Origin of the sequence: Vibrio sp. NFR, from assembly GCF_027587095.1 — a bacterium.
Lineage (GTDB): Bacteria > Pseudomonadota > Gammaproteobacteria > Enterobacterales > Vibrionaceae > Vibrio > Vibrio harveyi.
Genome location: NZ_JAPPTN010000008.1, coordinates 171,447 through 190,160 on the forward strand (window position 1 = coordinate 171,447; position 18,714 = coordinate 190,160).

General features: G+C 44.3%; 18 protein-coding genes and 1 riboswitch. Of the genes, 9 read left to right on the forward strand and 9 right to left on the reverse strand.

Annotated features, from left to right (window positions below):
- Positions 1-75: 75 nt before the first annotated feature.
- Entirely contained in the window at positions 76-534 is a 459-nt protein-coding gene (locus tag OH463_RS16505) for a Fur family transcriptional regulator (protein ID WP_049537969.1), read from the reverse strand.
- Positions 535-712: 178 nt separating this feature from the next.
- Between OH463_RS16505 and OH463_RS16510 the strand changes: the two genes are divergently transcribed.
- On the forward strand, positions 713-1,561 hold the full coding sequence (locus OH463_RS16510) for a patatin-like phospholipase family protein (RefSeq protein ID WP_005452674.1): 849 nt from the start codon (positions 713-715) through the stop codon (positions 1,559-1,561).
- A gap of 211 nt (positions 1,562-1,772) precedes the next feature.
- On the opposite strand, the gene OH463_RS16515 is transcribed toward OH463_RS16510, so the two are convergent.
- A complete protein-coding gene (locus OH463_RS16515) occupies positions 1,773-2,621 on the reverse strand; it encodes a pirin family protein (RefSeq protein ID WP_269991686.1) in 849 nt (282 codons plus the stop codon).
- A 323-nt stretch (positions 2,622-2,944) separates the two neighbouring features.
- On the opposite strand from OH463_RS16515, the gene cspE reads away from it, so the two are divergent.
- From cspE to OH463_RS16535, 4 genes are all read left to right on the forward strand, one after another.
- Entirely contained in the window at positions 2,945-3,157 is a 213-nt protein-coding gene (cspE, locus tag OH463_RS16520; protein WP_005452678.1) for a transcription antiterminator/RNA stability regulator CspE, read from the forward strand.
- Positions 3,158-3,501: 344 nt separating this feature from the next.
- Complete coding sequence (locus OH463_RS16525; RefSeq protein ID WP_269991688.1) at positions 3,502-3,711, forward strand: hypothetical protein; 210 nt, start codon at positions 3,502-3,504, stop codon at positions 3,709-3,711.
- A 62-nt stretch (positions 3,712-3,773) separates the two neighbouring features.
- Complete coding sequence (locus OH463_RS16530) at positions 3,774-3,914, forward strand: hypothetical protein (RefSeq protein ID WP_005452683.1); 141 nt, start codon at positions 3,774-3,776, stop codon at positions 3,912-3,914.
- 335 nt (positions 3,915-4,249) lie between these two features.
- Positions 4,250-4,349: riboswitch (purine riboswitch) on the forward strand.
- Positions 4,350-4,449: 100 nt separating this feature from the next.
- Entirely contained in the window at positions 4,450-5,454 is a 1,005-nt protein-coding gene (locus OH463_RS16535) for an adenosine deaminase (RefSeq protein WP_239968807.1), read from the forward strand.
- Between the two features lie 81 nt (positions 5,455-5,535).
- Here the strand turns inward: OH463_RS16535 and OH463_RS16540 are convergent, their stop codons facing one another.
- Together OH463_RS16540 and OH463_RS16545 are read right to left on the reverse strand one after the other, a co-directional pair.
- Entirely contained in the window at positions 5,536-7,173 is a 1,638-nt protein-coding gene (locus OH463_RS16540) for a sensor domain-containing diguanylate cyclase (RefSeq protein ID WP_050936312.1), read from the reverse strand.
- Between the two features lie 154 nt (positions 7,174-7,327).
- Positions 7,328-8,251, reverse strand: coding sequence for a LysR family transcriptional regulator (locus tag OH463_RS16545; protein ID WP_009697055.1), 924 nt, complete (start codon positions 8,249-8,251; stop codon positions 7,328-7,330).
- Positions 8,252-8,419: 168 nt separating this feature from the next.
- Here OH463_RS16545 and OH463_RS16550 point away from each other — a divergent pair, with 168 nt between their 5' ends.
- The 3 genes from OH463_RS16550 (at position 8,420) to OH463_RS16560 (ending at position 10,517) form a co-directional block, all read left to right on the forward strand.
- Positions 8,420-8,914 (forward strand): hypothetical protein, encoded by a 495-nt coding sequence (locus OH463_RS16550; RefSeq protein WP_005452687.1) that lies wholly within the window; start codon positions 8,420-8,422, stop codon positions 8,912-8,914.
- A 3-nt stretch (positions 8,915-8,917) separates the two neighbouring features.
- Positions 8,918-9,907, forward strand: coding sequence for an efflux RND transporter periplasmic adaptor subunit (locus tag OH463_RS16555; RefSeq protein WP_005452689.1), 990 nt, complete (start codon positions 8,918-8,920; stop codon positions 9,905-9,907).
- A 136-nt stretch (positions 9,908-10,043) separates the two neighbouring features.
- Complete coding sequence (locus OH463_RS16560) at positions 10,044-10,517, forward strand: peroxiredoxin (protein WP_005531886.1); 474 nt, start codon at positions 10,044-10,046, stop codon at positions 10,515-10,517.
- A gap of 70 nt (positions 10,518-10,587) precedes the next feature.
- On the opposite strand, the gene OH463_RS16565 is transcribed toward OH463_RS16560, so the two are convergent.
- From OH463_RS16565 to OH463_RS16580, 4 genes are all read right to left on the reverse strand, one after another.
- On the reverse strand, positions 10,588-11,292 hold the full coding sequence (locus tag OH463_RS16565; RefSeq protein ID WP_269991695.1) for a class I SAM-dependent DNA methyltransferase: 705 nt from the start codon (positions 11,290-11,292) through the stop codon (positions 10,588-10,590).
- Positions 11,293-11,490: 198 nt separating this feature from the next.
- Complete coding sequence (locus OH463_RS16570) at positions 11,491-11,898, reverse strand: SPOR domain-containing protein (protein ID WP_005452696.1); 408 nt, start codon at positions 11,896-11,898, stop codon at positions 11,491-11,493.
- A 154-nt stretch (positions 11,899-12,052) separates the two neighbouring features.
- Positions 12,053-13,990 carry a tetratricopeptide repeat-containing diguanylate cyclase gene (locus OH463_RS16575; RefSeq protein ID WP_009697052.1) on the reverse strand — a complete coding sequence of 646 codons (1,938 nt, stop codon included), beginning with the start codon at positions 13,988-13,990 and terminating at the stop codon, positions 12,053-12,055.
- A gap of 287 nt (positions 13,991-14,277) precedes the next feature.
- Positions 14,278-15,447, reverse strand: coding sequence for a D-alanyl-D-alanine carboxypeptidase family protein (locus OH463_RS16580; protein ID WP_005452701.1), 1,170 nt, complete (start codon positions 15,445-15,447; stop codon positions 14,278-14,280).
- A gap of 457 nt (positions 15,448-15,904) precedes the next feature.
- Between OH463_RS16580 and OH463_RS16585 the strand changes: the two genes are divergently transcribed.
- Positions 15,905-17,512 (forward strand): BCCT family transporter, encoded by a 1,608-nt coding sequence (locus OH463_RS16585; RefSeq protein WP_269991699.1) that lies wholly within the window; start codon positions 15,905-15,907, stop codon positions 17,510-17,512.
- A 129-nt stretch (positions 17,513-17,641) separates the two neighbouring features.
- Here OH463_RS16585 and OH463_RS16590 read toward each other — a convergent pair whose 3' ends face one another.
- Positions 17,642-18,604, reverse strand: a complete 963-nt coding sequence (locus OH463_RS16590; RefSeq protein WP_172581096.1) for an NAD(P)H-dependent oxidoreductase — start codon at positions 18,602-18,604, stop codon at positions 17,642-17,644.
- Positions 18,605-18,714: the final 110 nt, after the last annotated feature.

Sequence of the window (18,714 nt, forward strand, 5' to 3'; positions counted from 1 at the left end):
TGCTAATAATGGGAAAGGATAAACGTCGTAAAGTGGCAGTGATGAAGACGACAATAAGTGGACACTCAAAAACACTTACTGGGATTTCGCACAGTCATCACAAACACAATTGATCTCTAGTTGAGGGCTGACAACGGTGAAGCCTTCTTCTTTTGCATGGGATTGCAGACCGTGAATCAAGTTTGGGTCGATGGCTTGCTCGCTAATTTTGTTGCATTTGGAGCAGATGAGAAATTGAGGAACGCCATGTTCGTGCTCGCAGAGGATATGGGAGCAGACGATGTATTTATTAGAAACTTTAAGCTTGTGAGCCAAGTGCTCACCTTCAAGAAAATCCAAGATTCGATACACCGACATTGCCTGAATATTTTGTTCAAAATGGGCTTTGCAATAATCCACCAACTCATAAGCAGACAAGGCTCTATCGGCATGGACCAACGCTTTCAACACCAGTTTTCTCTTGGAAGTTAGTTGCTTTCCTTGAGCTTTAAAGCTCACCTCTACATGCTTAATAATGGCGTCAATATCGCTCATTTTCACCTCACACAAGACACACGCTACCTTATAATAATTTTGATTATTGTTATGTTATAACATAAAAAACAGATTCATCAAGGTAAGGTCAAAGTGAACGCGACTTGGGTATACGCATTAGATCCGTTACTCTAATTAGTTCGTATCCAAATCAGAATAATCGAAACGGATGGCTAGGATGGAACATGTTGGTTCTCGAGCGTTGATTGTAGAAGGCGGCGCGATGCGTGGGGTGTTCTCCTGCGGCATACTCGATCACTTTATGGCACAAGATTTCTCCCCTTTTGACAGCTTTTGGGGTGTCTCGGCGGGCGCAAGTAACTTAGCGGCTTACCTTGCTAAAATGCCGGGCAGAAACCTCAAAATCTATCTCGACTACAGTCTACGAAAAGAATTTATCTCCCCCACTCAACTCGTACGCGGTGGCGATATGATGGATTTAGATTGGATGTGGGACGTCACGCTTAAAGAGTTGGGCATTGATCGAGCCGTACTCTCTGCCGATCCTCGACCATTCTTTTTAGGTGTCACACGACAAGACAACGGACAACCAGAATACCTAACACCTTCCGTAGAAATGTTGGCGGAAACCATGAAAGCCAGCAGCGCCTTACCAATCATGTACCGCAATGGTGTGCCATTAGATGGCGTAAGGTATGTGGATGGTGGTGTAGCGGATGCAATCCCTATTGCCGAAGCCATCAAACGCGGTGCAACCAAAATCATGGTGCTACGAAGCCGCCCTGCCAGCTATCGCAAATCCAAGCCTAAGTTTGAAAAGCTAACTTCACGTTTACTGAAAGATCATCCAGCGTTAATCGAGCCAATGCTCACGCGCCATATTCGTTACAACCAGAGTCTGGAACTGATAGAGAACCCGCCAGTTGGCGTTGAGATCATCCAAATCTGTCCACCAGAAGGCTTTAAGTTAAAGCGTTTAAGCCGCTCGCCAGAACCTTTACGTCAAGCTTATGAGCTGGGTGTGGAATGTGGTCCACAAGCCATTGAACGCTGGGAGCAAAGCTAAACAGAGCACAAAAAAGCTCACTGCCCTCGTGAAAGACAAAAAAAGCCACACCCAATTGGTGTGGCTGATGCAAATTCGATGGCAGTGGATATCGTCTTTGCTTGCGTATGAGCCCAATAAACGGACTCCAAATCACTTAGTGTTTTTCTCTCGAACTGTAACTCCAAGAGTTGGCGTCAAGACTTGGTGCCAAGCAACGGTATTCGGTGCCTTAATAAGTTTCAAATACACCAGAATTGTAGTCTTGAATCGCTTGTTCAATTTCGTCGATGCTGTTCATCACAAATGGACCATAATGCACAACAGGTTCATTAATCGGTTCGCCAATAAAGAGCAGTACTCCGCTAGCGTCATTGGCTTGCAGCTCTACCCACTCACCTTGCGAAAGCAGTGCCATCTCACCTTGCATGACCACGCGCTCGCCCACCTTAATACTTCCTTTATAAGCATAGGTCATCATATTGTGATGTTTCGGTGTCATTAATGTCATTGTCGCACCTGGATGCGATTGCCAATCAGCAACCGTCACTGGTACACCCGTTTTACTTAGCGGTCCTTTGGCAACCTCATCGCCGATGCTTAACTCGCCAGAAATAACACGAACCAAACCATGGGACTCTGCGCGATGCTCGGTAATAGTTTCCGGTTGGAAGTCGTGATATTGCGCCGGAGACATCTTGTCTCGTGCAGGTTGGTTAATCCAAATTTGGAAACCGTGCAGCTCGCCGTCTTCCATGATTGGCATTTCACTGTGAATCACACCACGACCAGCAGCCATCCATTGCGCACCGCCAGAACGAAGCTCACCAATGTTGTCCATATGGTCACGATGTTGGAAATGACCGGTGAGCATATAAGTTAGTGTTTCAATGCCCCGATGTGGATGTGGAGGGAAACCACCCACATAATCTGCACGTTGGTCTGATTTAAGCTCATCGACCATCAAGAATGGTGAAAAGCTCGTGTTATTGAATCCGGCTACGCGACGAATTTTAACCCCATCACCATCTGCGGTTGCATGCGATGGAATGATCTGACGGATCTCTCTCACTGTGCTCATAATATTGCCTCCCTTATTGGTATGGACTCATTGTAGGAAGGGGGATGCCAAATCATGAGGGGATGAAATTGTTCTACTCCATCAGTTTTTTCGAACGAAAAGAATTTGAAAAATAAATGTAGCTATTTTTTAAACACCCTGTATAGTGGCGGCTGGCTCTAGAAAAGAGCTGTTAATGCTACATTTAGTTTAAGTTCCCTCTCAGTAACACCCTGAATCCTTGATTCAGACTCCTGCGTAAAACTTCCTCTTGATTGCACATTCAATAGCTTAAAAAAGATCCATCACAATTCGTATATTATTGTTTAATTTCAGAGGTTTTTATGTCTGGTAAAGTAACTGGTTCAGTAAAATGGTTTAACGAAACTAAAGGCTTTGGTTTCCTAACTCAAGACAACGGCGGTCAAGATGTATTCGTACACTTCAACGCAATCGTTGCTGACGGTTTCAAAACTTTGACTGAAGGTCAGAAAGTAAGCTTCAATGTAGAAGAAGGTAAAAAAGGTCCTCAAGCGACTGAAGTTACTCCTCTATAAGATAGCTTTTCTTGGTGCAGCATTTCCTCGCTGCACCAAACTCTCTCCCCCTTCAAAAAATTCCTCAAACTTAATATTTAGCAATTAAATTTTGCTTGGTTTTCTGCTGCCTAAAATATACCCAAGTAACCTCGAGATGCTAAGTTCAGCGAGAATGACTTGGTTTGTAGACGCGGCGGATACGATATCCATCGTTGGAACACTAGATCTATCGAACCCGATAGCCATCGTTGGTATTTCACTTACTTAAAATTAGGAAAAATTATGTCTAGAAGAACAGGTCGTCAAAGACACTGGTACCAATTATTGAATAAAGAAAAGATCACCAAAAAACAGGAGAATAAATGATAGAGATTGAATTCCGTTTAAAACAACCCGACATCTTTTGGAACGCCAAAATTCATCAACTCAATAGTGATATTTTAAGGCGCCATATATTGCCAAAACTCCAATCTGCTTGTTATCTCATTGATTTTAAATACTGTGAGAAAACCTACTCCGGAGACATTCTGTGTGACTCAGGTTCAAAGCTAGGAAGTTTTATTATTAAATAAATCAATTTTCGTGCATTAATGAATAATGCGGATATTTAGGAAGAATTTCCAAAGGAAAAATCATGGCAAAGAAAAGCAAGAAGCAAATTGAGCAAGAAAAGAAAGAGTCCGAACAAAACGCCGCAGCGATTAAACAACAAACGCGCCGCCGAATTGAGGACATCATGGAGCAAAGAGAATTTGATAAAATGTTCGAACTATAAATACATTCCATTTCCTTTTCTCTACTCTTCTCAATCTAAAATATCGACGTGCAAGGTATCGCCCCCCTCTTCTCAGTTCACAATGAGCAACGCACATTAAACTCGATATGACTCCCAATGTTTCTCGCATGGTGTGGTTCAGTATTAGCCACTGAATATTCGACGCTCAGCAAGGTGTGTGCTGACAACGAAGCCATCATGCGATGAATCACAGCCTCGATACAGATCTCCATCGCTCAATTAAACCAACACTTTTTTGCCTTTCCGTTCTTCATTCTCCGTTCTCCACAAATAACAATTTCATCAACGACTCTAGCCAAGCTTCAATTTTTGCGTATAATCGCAACCGTTTGCTTCGTATAACCCCAATGATATGGTTTGGGGGTCTCTACCAGCTCCCGCAAAGTGCTGATTACGAAGAGTCGAGATCACTGTGGATCTTACTCTTTGTAATGGCGTTCGATTTTTCTCAATCTATACCTATCCTTAGAGTAATTGCATCCACAACAACCATAAGAAAAAGTGGGAGTTTATTATGAACGCATTTATTCAAGGTCTTCCAAAGGTAGAGTTACACTTACATATCGAAGGTTCGCTAGAGCCAGAACTGTTGTTTGAACTGGCACAACGTAACAACATAGACATTCCATACGAATCGCCACAGGCACTGCGCAAAGCGTACGAATTCGAAGATTTACAGTCTTTCCTAGATATCTATTATCAAGGTGCTAACGCGCTGCGTACAGAACAAGATTTCTATGATTTGACTTGGGCATACTTAGAGCGCTGCAAAGCCGACAACGTCATCCATACTGAGATCTTCTTTGACCCGCAAACCCACACCGACCGTGGCATTGAGTTTGAAACGGTCATTAACGGTATTCACCGAGCAATGCAAGATGGTAACGAGCAGTTAGGTATTACGTCTCAAATTATCGCATGCTTTTTGCGTCACCTATCGGAAGAAAGCGCCATTGAAACGCTGCAATCAATCATCAAACATCAAGACAAAATCATCGGTGTAGGTTTGGACTCTTCAGAACTCGGTCACCCGCCAGAGAAATTCAAACGCGCTTTCCAACAAGCAAAAGCAGCAGGCTTATTGACGGTAGCACACGCGGGTGAAGAGGGTCCGGCACAAAACATCATTGACTCTGTTGAGATGCTTAGTGTTAGTCGTGTGGACCATGGCGTTCGCTGTGTTGAAGATGCTTCATTGGTAGACGCGCTTATCGAAAGCAAAATGCCACTAACGGTTTGTCCATTGTCGAATATTAAGCTGTGTGTGTTTGATCAAATGGAGCAGCACAACATAGTCGATTTGCTGCGTAAGGGGGCCGCGGTGACGATTAACTCGGATGACCCGGCGTACTTTGGCGGCTATATGACGGATAACTTTAAAGCGGTCAGCGATGCTCATCCAATGACGAAATCAGAACTGGCTCAGTTTACGGTTAATGCAATCAACGCCAGTTTCATTGATGAAGCACTTAAAGCAAAATACCGTACTCAAGTCGCGAACTACTTGGCTAGCCACTAAATATTAACGCTAGGTGACTAGGGTTTGTTGACTTTTCTAACAGATTTTCGCCGAGAAAGAACAACAAACCCTAGCTCTTGGTCACGACGCTACGCTTAAACTGGTTTTGACACAATTTCTTCCTGAATTCTTGGCGAGATAAAGCGCCTTATCAGCGCAGGCAACCAGTTCATCGAAGTTTTGCCCAACTTCTAACGTTGCAACACCCGCGCTAAATGTCATGCACGTCACGGGCGAAAAGTTCTCCTGTTTCATTTTCTCTTGTAAGTTGAGAGCGATTTGCTCGCCTTGCTCAATCGATGTATCTCTCAGTAGAATGACAAACTCTTCCCCGCCCCATCTTGCAATAAGATCTTGTTTTCTCACATTGTTACTCAGGAAATCGGCTATATGCATTAGCACTTGGTCACCCACATCGTGCCCAAAGGTGTCATTCACCACTTTAAAATAGTCAAGATCAATAAGAATCAGAGAAGTAGAGTGAAAAGGTATCGTCTTATTGGTCAATTCTTGATGTACTTGGTTAATTAAAGCTCGTCGATTGAATAAGTTCGTCAATGGGTCATACATGGCTAACCAAGTTAACTTCTGATTATTTTCGTTGAGTAATTTCACAGACATCGCGAGGTCGTGATTGGCATCGTTCAGCTCGTTAGTTCTGCTCGCCACCACATCTTCCAAGTTTCGATTATGCTGTTGAATCTCTTCTATGGTGTTTTTAAATGCGTTAGACAATTGCCCAATTTCATCCAAAGAGTTTTGCCCAGCAAATTCGGTGTAGTGACTGCTGACCGAATTTTTAACGTCCTGCGTTAACTCCACAATCGGTAACGTCACAGAGTTGGTCAGATAGATGATAATCGGTAGAAAAACGATGATCACCACCGATAAGGTAATGGTGACGTCTTCTACTAGTGCTTTGATATCAAGGAATATGTCTGACTCTTCCGTTGTGACAAACAACGTCCAACCCGGCAGACTATCAATGGCAGAAAAGGTAACGATCTTGGATTCACCCACATTCTCATCATAATAATGTCCGTAGCCGATATCGTGCTGTCGTGTTTGCAAGGCAATATTCCCAAAGCCTTCAAAACCGATACTGTCAGAATCAAAGATATTTGCCGCTAAAATTAGCGTGTTATTCGGGTGGGAGACCACATTTCCGTAATTGTCGGCAATCCATGCATAACTACTGTTTCCAAGTTTGACTTTGGACAGTCTCTTACTCAAATAGTCAATAGAGATGGATACTCCAACAATACCACTCCACTCATTTTGTGAATTAAAAACAGGGACACCCAATGCAATCAACGGCTCTCCTGTCACCAAACCAATGTGCGGCTTAGTGACATGGTATTTTGCCTGTTGCCAGTTAACATCCTCAGTTATGTCTGCCAGTGTCACTTTGGTTCTGCGACCTTGATAATCGACCAAGTTCCATTCATTGTCGACGAACAAAGTATTGACCACCGCATGTTTCGACATGCTTTGCAGCCATTTCAGTTCTTCAATAATGAATGGAACATCACCATGCTGAACCCTTTGATGCCCACTGATGGTTTGAAGTGAGGCGACGTTTCTTTGTAGCTCTTGGCTAATCACATCAGAATGGAGGTTTGAAACTTGAATCGAGTTTTTTAAGGCAACACTAAACACACGTTGCTGCTCTTTAAAATAAAGGGCACCAAACAAAATCAAAACAAAGCAAATCGTCATCAAGGTATAGATGACAATGAACTTAGTTCGAATGCTCGTGAAAAAAAACCGACTTCCCTGCACAAAAGCCCCAGTGATATTGAGGAATATATTTACAGTCTAGTGTCTCATTAAAGAACCATCCATACGGTATAGTGAAAATATTCACTTTAATCTAATGATTTTCGGTAAATTTCTCAGCGGCTAATAAACACTGCTCTCTCAACCACTGATGACTAGGATCATTTGTGCGAGAAGAATGCCAATACATGGCGACATCAATTGGATCTTTCATGAAGTCTGCTTTTAGCTCTTTGAGCTGATAGAGGTCGCAATACTGCTTCAGCAAGGTTTGTGGCATCAGAGCGAGATAATCACAACGCTGCACAACCGGCAATACTTCAATAATGCTACTCGCCTGCCATGCCACATCACGTTGACCTAAGAGTTTTTCATCCTTGATTCCTCGACCAATTAGGTAACCATTTTGTTGATTGAACTGAGACAAAGTGACGTGCTTTTCATTGAGGTACTCTTTGACACTGATCCTGTTGCCCGTTAAGCGAGGATGATCTTTGCGACACACCACGGTCAACTTATCAGACATCAATACTTTAGAACGTAAATGTGGGTGCAGATTAGTGTGAGCCTCTATCACCAAGTCACACTGCTGGGTTCTCAGTAGGTTCGTCAAATCCATGGTGTATAACGGTTCAATGCGTGTGCTGGCTTTTGGCGCTCTCTCACTGATCAAAGCGGAAAGTTCAGGAAGAAGAGTAAAACCGAACACACTAAGGGAAGAGATCACAAAACGCTTATCGCACTCAGCAGGATCAAACCGAGTATGTTCTGGCAGCATATATGCGATGCTCTCTACTGCACTCGCTAATGTCGGGTAGATATCAACTGCAAACGCCGTTGGTGCAACGCCATGGCTTTCACGAATGAATAACGCATCCTTAAACACCTCACGAAGCCTGACTACCGCTTGGCTGACCGCAGATTGACTCACACCCAGACGTTGCGCCGCTTTGGTGTAACTCTTCTCTTCCACAATCGCCACAAAGGTCGGGATAAGACTGTAATCTGAGTGCTTCATAGATTATGTGTTCTCTAATATTTCCATGCTGACATGAGCTTAACTTATATCATATATCACTCAACTTATGGCGTTTTTTCATACAATTCCGCGCATGTGATTACAAAAGACAAAACAATAATCACGCGCTCAACGTTTTACCCTCACACATTGACAAAAGGTATAACTATGAACGTCATAAAAGCCATAGGTCGTGTCATTTTTGCGATTTTTATGGTGCTATTAAAGTTCTCACTTTTCATGGCTCTAATGCTCGGTGGAGCTTACTTGCTTGCGCCTATGGGTACGATCAATTCGAAAGATATTGATATGAGCTTGTTTACCAATACCCCTAACGACACCATGATGGTGATCTTCAACTCCGAGTACTTCAGCGGTTATCTATTTTCCGTCACCATAGCGCTTGCCCTTTTTGTCATCTATTTGCTATGGCAGATCCACGAAGTTGCGGTACATCGAGCTCAAGAAAAGAAAAGTTCTCATATCCAATTGGTATTTGCGCTTTCTCTATGCGGTTTGTTCATCCATAAAGCGTGGTGGGTGCTGGCGTTAATCATTGCGTTCGCCAACTGGGAACACATCGGCAGCTCACTAAGCAACATCATTCGCAATAGTCGATTGGCTTCACAGCCACAAACAACGACCAAAACAGCAGGGGAATAATCCATGAAAGAGGTAATGATTCCGTACATTCTGATCATGTGGATTTTGGTCTCAACGGGTGCGATAAAATGGACGTTCAAAAGCGCATTTTGGATTATCTCTGGTGGTGCATTTATTCTGGTGGTATTAGGAATACTCTCACGCCTTTGGGCTCCTGTTGATTTGACCTACTCATCCACCGTAAAAGCACCTCATTCGGTTCTTTCTCCCCTATTTAGAGAACAGATTGACCACATCTATGTCGACCACAACCAAGAAGTGAAGAAAGGCGATGTGATCTATACGCTCGTCGACACCACCTCTTTGGCAGACGTAGAAAAAATTAAAGCAGGGATTGTTCAGCAAGAAGAAAATGTGGCGCAGTTGAAGCGCGACATCATTCGCGGCAAAACATCACCAGAGATCTTTAAAGGTCGAGACATCGAATACTACGAGTCTCAACTGCGCGTTGCAGAAGCCTCGTTAAAATCCCTGCATGCCGACCTGCAAAAGACCCAATTTGAGCAAGAGCGCAAGACAGTTCGAGCGCCTTATGATGGGCAAGTTGCGGTAGTGAATGTCGCGGATGGAAGCCGTGTCGGCAATATGCACATCTACGATACGTCACGTAAGTTCTTAGAAATGCGTATTCCAGACCAAACCTACCGCTATGTTGAAAAAGGACAGTTTGCCGAATTTTACGTCGATGCTTACCCAGGCGAAGTATTCCGCGCTCGCGTACACAGCATTACGGCAGGCACTGGGGAATCCTCTGTCTCACCATTGCAAGGACCACAAAGCGTCCGTCAGCATGTCGGCGCAAATACCAGTAGCCATGGTCGTACTGTGATTCTGGAGATCTTCGAACCGGAAGGCAAAACCATCCCGATCGGAGCCACTGGTTCAGCATGGATTGCAGCGAATAAGCCACACAGTTTGTTCGGTTTCATTGACGTTATCGGCGCAGCAACCGTCCGACTTCATTCTTACAAGTCTTATCTAAACGCAATGTAAAAAATAAACAAACCGTCCACTGAGGCGGTTTGTTTTTATGATGCCAATTAAGACCTTACATTTCTTCCGTGGTTAGCCCGTGGTTTTAGCGCTAGACTGAGTGAGCTAAATAAAGCTACCCAAAAGGAAGAAAATCATGATTCAACAAGGTCAAGCACTGCCAGCGGCAACGCTAAGCGAACTGACTGCCGATGGTATGGTTAACCACCAAGTGACAGAGCTGTTTGCGGATAAGAAAGTGGTTCTGTTTGCGGTTCCTGGAGCATTTACGCCAACGTGTTCAGAAGCGCACTTGCCAGGTTATGTCGTATTGGCTGACCAACTTAAAGCGAAAGGTGTGGACCTGATTGCGTGTGTTTCTGTTAACGATGCATTCGTGATGCAAGCTTGGGGTGAAGCGCAAAACGCGTCTGAGTTATTAATGCTTGGCGATGGCGACGCAAGCTTTACCAAAGCACTGGGCCTAGAAATGGACACCGGCGGTTTTGGCGGCGTTCGTTCACAGCGTTACGCGATGATCATCGACAACGGTGTGGTCACCACATTAAACGTTGAAGAGCCAAAGACATTTGAAGCAAGCAAAGCAGAAACCATTCTCGCAGCGCTGTAAGCTCAACGCTAAGATCACAAAACGGAAGCCTCTGCGCTTCCGTTTTTTCTATCTGAACTCACTGATTTTACTAGCTCAGCGCCACACATTTAATGAAGATGAAGTTCGGGAATATCGCCAAGCGTTGGTAATGTTCTTCTGAGATTTCACGAATCTTCTCATTCACCTTACCTTCTGAGATCGCCAACATCGCCATGCCAGCCCCACTGATCGCATCGGTAATGTCTTGCAAAGAGCGACGATAGAATGCTACAGGAACTGGCTCACCAACGGTGTTCCACATATCTTCTACAAGCTCTTTGTCGTAGTAATTACCTGAAGCAGAACACTCAAAATCCGCAAATGGATGATGAGTCGAAAATACGAACTGACCACCTGCTGTTAACACACGTTGGATATCATTAAACAAAGGGCGAAGATCCTCGATGTAATGAACCATGAGCGGACAAATAACAAGATCATATTGCGCATCTCGCTCTTCTGGTAAGCCTAACGCCAAGTTTTGCGCATAAGCTGTAACTGAATCACCCAGCTTACCCTTAACGATATCAATCATCTCTTGCGCAGCATCAATACAAGTCACAGAGCTTGCGCCTCGCGCCAATAGAAGCTGTGCGTAAATACCCGAACCGCAGCCTAAATCCAGCACCCTTTTACCTGTAACATCACCGATAAGTTCAAAGGTATTTGGACGCTCAAAGTGCGCGTTGTACAGGTTATCTTGTGCTGCCACATCGTATTGCTTTGCGTAGGTGGTGTACATTTCTTGCTTCATGGTGACTCCAACAGAAAAAGTGGGATGCGAAGACTAAAAAATACCCGATAACAAGTAAAGTCAAAAGCGCGTTAGAAGCGTGATCTTGCGTGTACATTGGAGAAGATCGGTGACTGATGGTTCAAATGAGCCTTTCCAATCGATTGCAAAGGCTCGATGTGTAACAACAAAGTGTTTATTGGAATGACAAGAACAGCACTAGCGCATACGTACTACACTGGTTTCTTGCTTGCGTTGCATTTCAGCAAACGTCATGACGAAAGGAGAAGATTGCTTAACTCGACTTGGTAAAGAAGAGAGTGCACTGTAGGCATCTTGCTTGGTCTTGAAGTCACCCACCGTCACTGTGTACCAACGAGTGCCGCGGCTGTTTTTCCAGTTCACCCATACCGGATGTTTCGGGTCAATGTAACGAATGTACTCTTTGACATCTTTTTCTTTCTTCAATGCCAACACTTGCATGGTGTAATGGTTTGGGTTGAGGTAGCCGTAAGCATCTTGTGATGACATTACCCCCACACATTGCCCCGTTTCTACAGGTTGATGCTGAGGCATAACACAGCCAGTAAGTGACATAGCCAAGGTCAAAGATAGAATCTTGCGCACGCGTAACTCCGTTTTTGTTCTGAATGGTTCTCTTTAAGAGTGCTCTACGCTGAGTAGGCGACCGTAACGACAGAAAAATGAAGCACAAAACAAAAACGGCAGATTGAACGCTTCAATCTGCCGATTCGTTTACAAGCAATGTTGCCAATCTTCTTTATCGTCCGTCAGGAAATACCACCTGATTCTTACCGTTTTGCTTCGCTTCATAGAGGCTTTTATCTGCGCGGCGGAAATATTCGTCGTTGTACGTGAAGGTATCAATCTGCCCACCATGACTTACCCCAACTGAGGTAGTGATGTGCAAACTTCCCTCTTCGGTTTCGAACAACGCGTCATCAATGTGCTGACGAATTTCTTCAAGACGTTTCGCTAGGTCATCGGTTGCTCTTAATAGCATCAAGAACTCTTCACCGCCCCAACGAATCAACAACTCTTGGGCATGAACATGAAGCCTCAATCGTTCTGCAAAACCTTCCAAAACGCGGTCGCCTGCCTCATGTCCGTGAATATCGTTAACGTCTTTGAAGTTATCAATATCAAACAACACAACGCGATACTCTGTTTTTGCATCTAACTGTGCAGGGTGATCAATCTGATCATAGTAAAAGCGTCTGTTATGTAATTGAGTCAGTGGGTCAAGCAAAGAAAGCTGATGAAGCTCTTGGTTTTTGCGCTGCGTCGCTAAGACTTTAGACACCGTAAGTGCCAGTACGACAGCACAAACCGCTATCCAGATAATCGCAATCTGAAAGCGCAGCTTCTCTTGATCCAGCTCCGATTCCGCCAAACGTTTTTCTACTTCCAATACGTCTCTTTCACGCTGGATGTGCTCTGTCGCAAACGCCTGTTCTAAATCATACACTTTGCCGAGTAACTGCTTCTTACTGTTAGCAGAAAAATGCTTAAAGGAATTCAGAGCGTTCTCATACTCGCCAAGTTGTTCGAATATCTTTGCCTTCTGTTCTTCAACTCGAATCAGCCAACGTTGATGCTCTATAGAACGAAACGCAGCCGCACTCAATGCCGCACTTTGCATCGCCTTATCTAAGTCTCCGAGCGCCAATTGAGACTTCGACATAATCAAATAACACTGTCCATATTCAATTGGAAAGTCAGCAGCAGAAGGCAACATAACGCACTGCTGTGTAGTTTCAAGCGCCTTAGTAAACTGCTTTTCCAGCAACAGCATGTCAGCTTTGCCTTTCAGCTGGATTAGATGATGGCGAAGGTTCGTTGAGGTTGCCTTGTAGAACTCTTGAGATTTCTCATAAGCAGCACGAGCGAGCTTAACGTTACCCTGTCGGTTATAAACATGCGCTTCGTTGAGATACAGAATCTGTAGCCCTCGCGCTTTATGCCCTTGAGCGTGACGCTTTAGATAAATCTGCTGCGCTTTTTGGATGAACTCTAACGCCCTATCCCAGCTTTCAATATGCAGATAAAGCAGCCCTAGGTTGTTATAGATTGTCCCTTTGTACGCCTCTTGCCCCACTTTATTGGCGATATCTATTGCATCAAGGAAATAGCGCTGGGCATCGACTAATTGATTGGTCGCATTATTCAGCGCCCCCGCGATATTGTAGAAGCGAGGCAATAGAGAATTAATTTGCTCTTTTTTGGCGATATCAATGGCAAGTTTTATTTCAGTCAAACCAACATCATTACGCCCGTGCAAGGTGTGCTGCATGGCACTGTCTGCCAAAAGTACTGCATCAAGCCAAGGTTGTTCAGTTTCACGAGCGATGGTCTGGAGCTGCCCACGATACTCTGCCGCCAGTTGTGGCTCATCGTTCGCACGAGCAACACGATATCGCTGATACAAGGCGTAGGATTTTTCAAGCTCAGTCGAAAAAGTGTTGCCGATTGCAGCCAGTGCTTGTTGTGCGCGTTCCGGATCACTGTAAGCCAATGCACTGACATCCAGCAATGCCTCACCTTGAGCTGATTTAGCAAGCAAAACCTGAGGATCTTGGCTGATGATTTGTTGAATATTTTCACTTGGCGAATCCTTACGCCAGTAATCGTGTAAAGCAAAAGCGACCACTACCCAAAGCAGTGCCGCTAGCAAAGTGACAACATAGCTTTTTCTCACGAAGTATTACGTTCCATCTCGATTGTATTAAGAATTTTCTTTTTAGAAGCATCTGATTTATAAGCGAACAATAACATCAATCCGATACATTCCCAAGTGCGCATAAGAATCGATTTTTATATAAATGTCACGGTCATATAAATGTTGCTCTAATGGCAAGATTTCCTGTCATCCTTGTATTGGCGTTGTGGGAAACCATTGGGAGAAAAAACTGAGCTTTAAATAAACAAAAAGCCGCAACTTAAAACTAAGATGCGGCTTCAAATAAAATCAGAGAAAAAAGAAGGTTAGAACCAGCTTGCAACCAAACGCTTGAACCAATCCACTAGGCGCTTAAAGATACCGCCTTCTTCTACTGGCTCAAGTGCGACGAGATCCGCTTCTTTCACTACATCACCGTCCACTTTATATAGGACTTTACCAACAATTTGATCTTGTTGAATCGGAGCCATTAGGTCACCGTTGTATTCCACTTCTGCTTCCAACTTGTTCACGTCACCTTTCGGTAGCGTTAGGTAAATATCGCGTTCAACGCCAACTTTAAGTTCGTCTTGGTTACCCATCCAAACACGTGCTGTTGCGACTTCTGTACCCGCTTGCGTTGGCACAACAGTATCGAAGAAACGGAAACCGTAACTCAGAAGCTGTTTGCTCTCTGATTCACGTACACTTGGGCTTTTGGCTCCCATAACAACCGCGACTAAACGCATGTCGCCATTGGTAGCAGACGTTGCAAGGCTGTAACCGGCACCGCTGGTGTAACCCGTCTTCATACCGTCAACACTCATACTACGGTCACGCAGCAAACCATTACGGTTGTATTGAGTAATGCCGTTGTAGGTAAACGACGTTTCACTGTACAGCGGGTAGATATCAGGAAGATCACGGATGATGGCACGACCTAGCGTTGCGATGTCACGCGGGGTCGAGTACAAACCGTCACTGTCTAGACCATGTGGGTTGGTAAAGGCAGAGTTCGATAAACCAAGCTGATTCGCCCAGCTATTCATCAAACCAACAAAGCCTGCTTCACTTCCGGCGACGTGCTCAGCAATCGCGACACTGGCGTCGTTACCTGATTGCACAATTAAACCGCGGTAAAGATCGGAAAGCGAAACCGAGGTACCGACTTCGATAAACATTTTAGAAGAATCAGGGAAGTTCTTCGCCCACGCATTGCGGCTGATCACCACTTCATCGTCTAAGCTAATGTTGCCTGACTTCACCTCTTGCCCCGCGACATAAGCGGTCATCAGCTTAGTCAAACTCGCCGGGTTTAGGCGTTTGTCGGCATCACGTTCCACCAGCACAGTGCCAGTGTGGTAATCCATTAAAACATAGCCTCGAGAGCTTAACTCTGGGGCATTAGGAACAACGGTAGGAGCAGCAAAACTAAACGCAGAAACAGCGGTCAATGTGGTCGCTAACGTAGCATTGATTAAAGTGTTTTTTCTCATAGCAGCATTCTGTGGCTTACAAATTAAGTCGAGTATATGGAAACGCTGTTCAGTTACAGCAGCTCTGTTACGATTGGTTACGTTTACTCGATATTTGTCGAAAAGAATGCGAAGTCGGTTGGAGTTTGTGCTTATAAGTTAGCCAAACATGTCTATCGAGAATCACGCGAATTTGTTACCACTCACGTGCTTTGCCCCTCCCTTTTGAACAAACCTTCCTCTACAACAAAAAGCAAATATTTACACATCAAAACATTACACCTCATTGCATTTTCAACCAAAAATCACATTAAAACGTAGTTAACGCCTTTAAATAAACCATCAGTTTGCATTGTTTTACACAAAACATTATGATTGCGTCGCATTTTTTAATTTGAACTCAAAACAATTGGAGGGCGGTTTTAGTGTTTTTCTTACTCAAGAAGGGCACATTTAATAAAGCGTACATGTTGTATTTATGGATAATGCACTAAAAAAATATAGTATCGACACTACCGACTATCAGGTTGGTCAAGATAACGTTCAAAAATGGGGATTTGATATCCACAATCCAGTATTTGGAATTAGTGCTGGTCTTGTTCTTCTCTGTCTTGCTTCTCTATTAATCGTTGATCCTTCAACAGCCCGTGATGCCTTAAATGGCGTAAAGAACAGCATCATTTCTGACTTCGATGTGTTCTTCATGTGGTCAACAAACTTTTTCATCGTATTTGCTATCGCAGTCTTACTGTCACCACTAGGTAAAATCCGCATTGGTGGTAAAGATGCACAAGCAGAACACTCAACCGTTTCTTGGTTATCAATGCTCTTTGCCGCAGGTATGGGTATCGGTCTTCTGTTTTGGAGTGTCTCTGAGCCAACGGCTTATTTGACTGACTGGTATGGCACGCCCCTGAATGTTGAGCCTTACACAGAGGAAGCGAAATCCCTGGCTATGGGTGCAACCATGTTCCACTGGGGTATTCACGGTTGGGCAATTTACGCCATCGTGGCACTTTCGCTAGCTTTCTTCGCCTTCAACAAAGGCTTACCACTTTCATTACGCTCTGCGTTCTACCCGCTATTTGGTGATAGAGCTTGGGGCTGGTTAGGTCACGTCATTGATATTCTTGCGGTACTTTCAACCCTGTTTGGTCTTGCGACTTCGCTTGGTCTGGGTGCACAGCAAGCAACGAGCGGCATCAACCATGTATTTGGTCTGGATGGCGGCATTGGCATGCAAATGATCGTTATCGCATTCGTAACCTTTATTGCCGTACTTTCTGTTGTTCGAGGCATCGACGGTGGCGTTAAGCTACTGAGTAACATCAACATGGCGGTGGCATTCGCTCTATTGGCTTTTGTGCTATTCATCAGCTTTGATGTAGCAACAACGTCGATCTGGGATACCACAGTCGCATACGCAAAAGACATCTTCGCACTGAGTAACCCTCATGGTCGAGATGATACCGAATGGATGCATGGTTGGACGGTCTTCTACTGGGCGTGGTGGGTATCTTGGTCACCATTCGTCGGTATGTTTATCGCTCGAGTTTCGAAAGGTCGTACGGTTCGTGAATTCCTATTCGCTGTTATCGTTATTCCAACCACAGTAACACTGATTTGGATGGCAGTATTCGGCGGTATCGCACTTGATCAAGTGGTCAACAAAGTCGGCGAGCTGGGCGCGAATGGTCTTACAGATATCTCACTAACCCTTTTCCACGTTTACGATGCAATGCCGTTTAGCTCGGTCATCTCGGTATTATCTATTGTTCTGATTTTAGTGTTCTTTATCACTTCTTCAGACTCCGGTTCACTGGTTATCGATAGCATCACTGCTGGTGGTAAAATTGATGCGCCGGTACCACAACGTATTTTCTGGGCATGTATCGAAGGCTCTATCGCTGCGGTAATGCTGTGGATTGGTGGTAAAGAGGCCTTGCAAGCGCTTCAATCCGGGGTGGTGGCAACAGGTTTACCTTTCACTTTTGTTCTATTGCTGATGTGTGTCAGCTTGATCAAAGGCTTGAGATCGGAATTACCTGCCTATCAGAACACCGCGCGGGAACAATCTGTTGCTTAATTTAAGCTGCACATAATCTAGAGAAAACGAGCGTCAATATGGCGCTCGTTTTTTAGATATTAAACAAATAAAAAAAGCCCTAAGCATCTGGGCTTAGGGCGAAAGCAATGAATTGCTAGCTAAGGGCCGTTAACTCACCACTGGAACAACGCTGTATTCATGAATGATGACTCGTCCACTCTCATCAATCGACACTTGCCATGTCTCATTAACGTTTAAGTTGACTGCTTCACCTTTCATCATCGAATCATCATAACTGTCTGCTGTTAATCGAATACGCAGTTCCACTTGAAAACGATCACCATTAGGTTTCACTTCGATCTGCTGAACGTCGTGGTCACAGTTTGGTTTAAAAGTCGCACGGGCAATCGCATACCAATCACGAAAGCCATCATGACCTAAAAATTCACCTTCTGGCATCGACCATTTCACGTCTTGCGCTAGCTTGTCTGTGAAGAACTCCGTCCCTTCTTCTAAAACATCAAATTTGGCGAACCACTCAGCAACAAATGTCTGCATACGGCTCTCTGGTGAAGCGGTGATTTCTTCAATCTGTGCAGCTAAGCGGCTCGCATGATCTTTTGCACGTGCTTGCACTTCTTCCAACTTATTATACACATTTGGAATGTACACCATACGATGGGTATAAACTGGCTTACGATAGTTCATACCCGCCAAATAAGCCGTTTGTTGGAATGGGTAAACAAACTGCTCGATAGTAAAGTGGTTGTAACCAAGTGGATCGTAAGACTCTGCAGGTCCACCAATCGTAAATGACAGAATGAAGTCTTTGCCTTTTAGCTTGTCGCCTTCAGGACCGTAAGCGAAGTTAAAACTGAATACATCATCTACCCACTTTTTCAACAACGCCGGTGCTGAGTACCAGTAAAATGGGAATTGCAACACAACCACATCAGCACTCATAAGCGCAGTTTGCTCTGCCTCAACATCAATTTGGTAGTTCGGATACAGAGTGTCTAAACGACGAACTTCAATATCACTAAGCCCTGCTTTTAGCTCGTCTAGGATAACTGTGTTGGTGTATGACTCATCTAGGTTTGGGTGACCTGAAATTACCAGTACTTTGCTCATCGCGATTCCTCTGTTTCGAAGCGTTAACCGATGAAGAGAGAATACGCTGAAGTAACCTTTAGTTTTAGATGCTCTTTACTTAAATTATTATTAGGTAGAAACTAACAATA

Bases quoted from the DNA above. Each gene is read 5' to 3' on its own strand.
- OH463_RS16540 (WP_050936312.1), bottom strand. From the start codon at position 7,173: ATGACGATTTGCTTTGTTTTGATTTTGTTTGGTGCCCTTTATTTTAAA.
- OH463_RS16510 (WP_005452674.1), top strand. From the start codon at position 713: ATGGAACATGTTGGTTCTCGAGCGTTGATTGTAGAAGGCGGCGCGATG.
- OH463_RS16550 (WP_005452687.1), top strand. From the start codon at position 8,420: ATGAACGTCATAAAAGCCATAGGTCGTGTCATTTTTGCGATTTTTATG.
- OH463_RS16560 (WP_005531886.1), top strand. From the start codon at position 10,044: ATGATTCAACAAGGTCAAGCACTGCCAGCGGCAACGCTAAGCGAACTG.
- OH463_RS16525 (WP_269991688.1), top strand. From the start codon at position 3,502: ATGATAGAGATTGAATTCCGTTTAAAACAACCCGACATCTTTTGGAAC.
- OH463_RS16505 (WP_049537969.1), bottom strand. From the start codon at position 534: ATGAGCGATATTGACGCCATTATTAAGCATGTAGAGGTGAGCTTTAAA.
- OH463_RS16565 (WP_269991695.1), bottom strand. From the start codon at position 11,292: ATGAAGCAAGAAATGTACACCACCTACGCAAAGCAATACGATGTGGCA.
- cspE (WP_005452678.1), top strand. From the start codon at position 2,945: ATGTCTGGTAAAGTAACTGGTTCAGTAAAATGGTTTAACGAAACTAAA.
- OH463_RS16515 (WP_269991686.1), bottom strand. From the start codon at position 2,621: ATGAGCACAGTGAGAGAGATCCGTCAGATCATTCCATCGCATGCAACC.
- OH463_RS16545 (WP_009697055.1), bottom strand. From the start codon at position 8,251: ATGAAGCACTCAGATTACAGTCTTATCCCGACCTTTGTGGCGATTGTG.
- OH463_RS16535 (WP_239968807.1), top strand. From the start codon at position 4,450: ATGAACGCATTTATTCAAGGTCTTCCAAAGGTAGAGTTACACTTACAT.
- OH463_RS16555 (WP_005452689.1), top strand. From the start codon at position 8,918: ATGAAAGAGGTAATGATTCCGTACATTCTGATCATGTGGATTTTGGTC.
- OH463_RS16585 (WP_269991699.1), top strand. From the start codon at position 15,905: ATGGATAATGCACTAAAAAAATATAGTATCGACACTACCGACTATCAG.
- OH463_RS16530 (WP_005452683.1), top strand. From the start codon at position 3,774: ATGGCAAAGAAAAGCAAGAAGCAAATTGAGCAAGAAAAGAAAGAGTCC.
- OH463_RS16580 (WP_005452701.1), bottom strand. From the start codon at position 15,447: ATGAGAAAAAACACTTTAATCAATGCTACGTTAGCGACCACATTGACC.
- OH463_RS16590 (WP_172581096.1), bottom strand. From the start codon at position 18,604: ATGAGCAAAGTACTGGTAATTTCAGGTCACCCAAACCTAGATGAGTCA.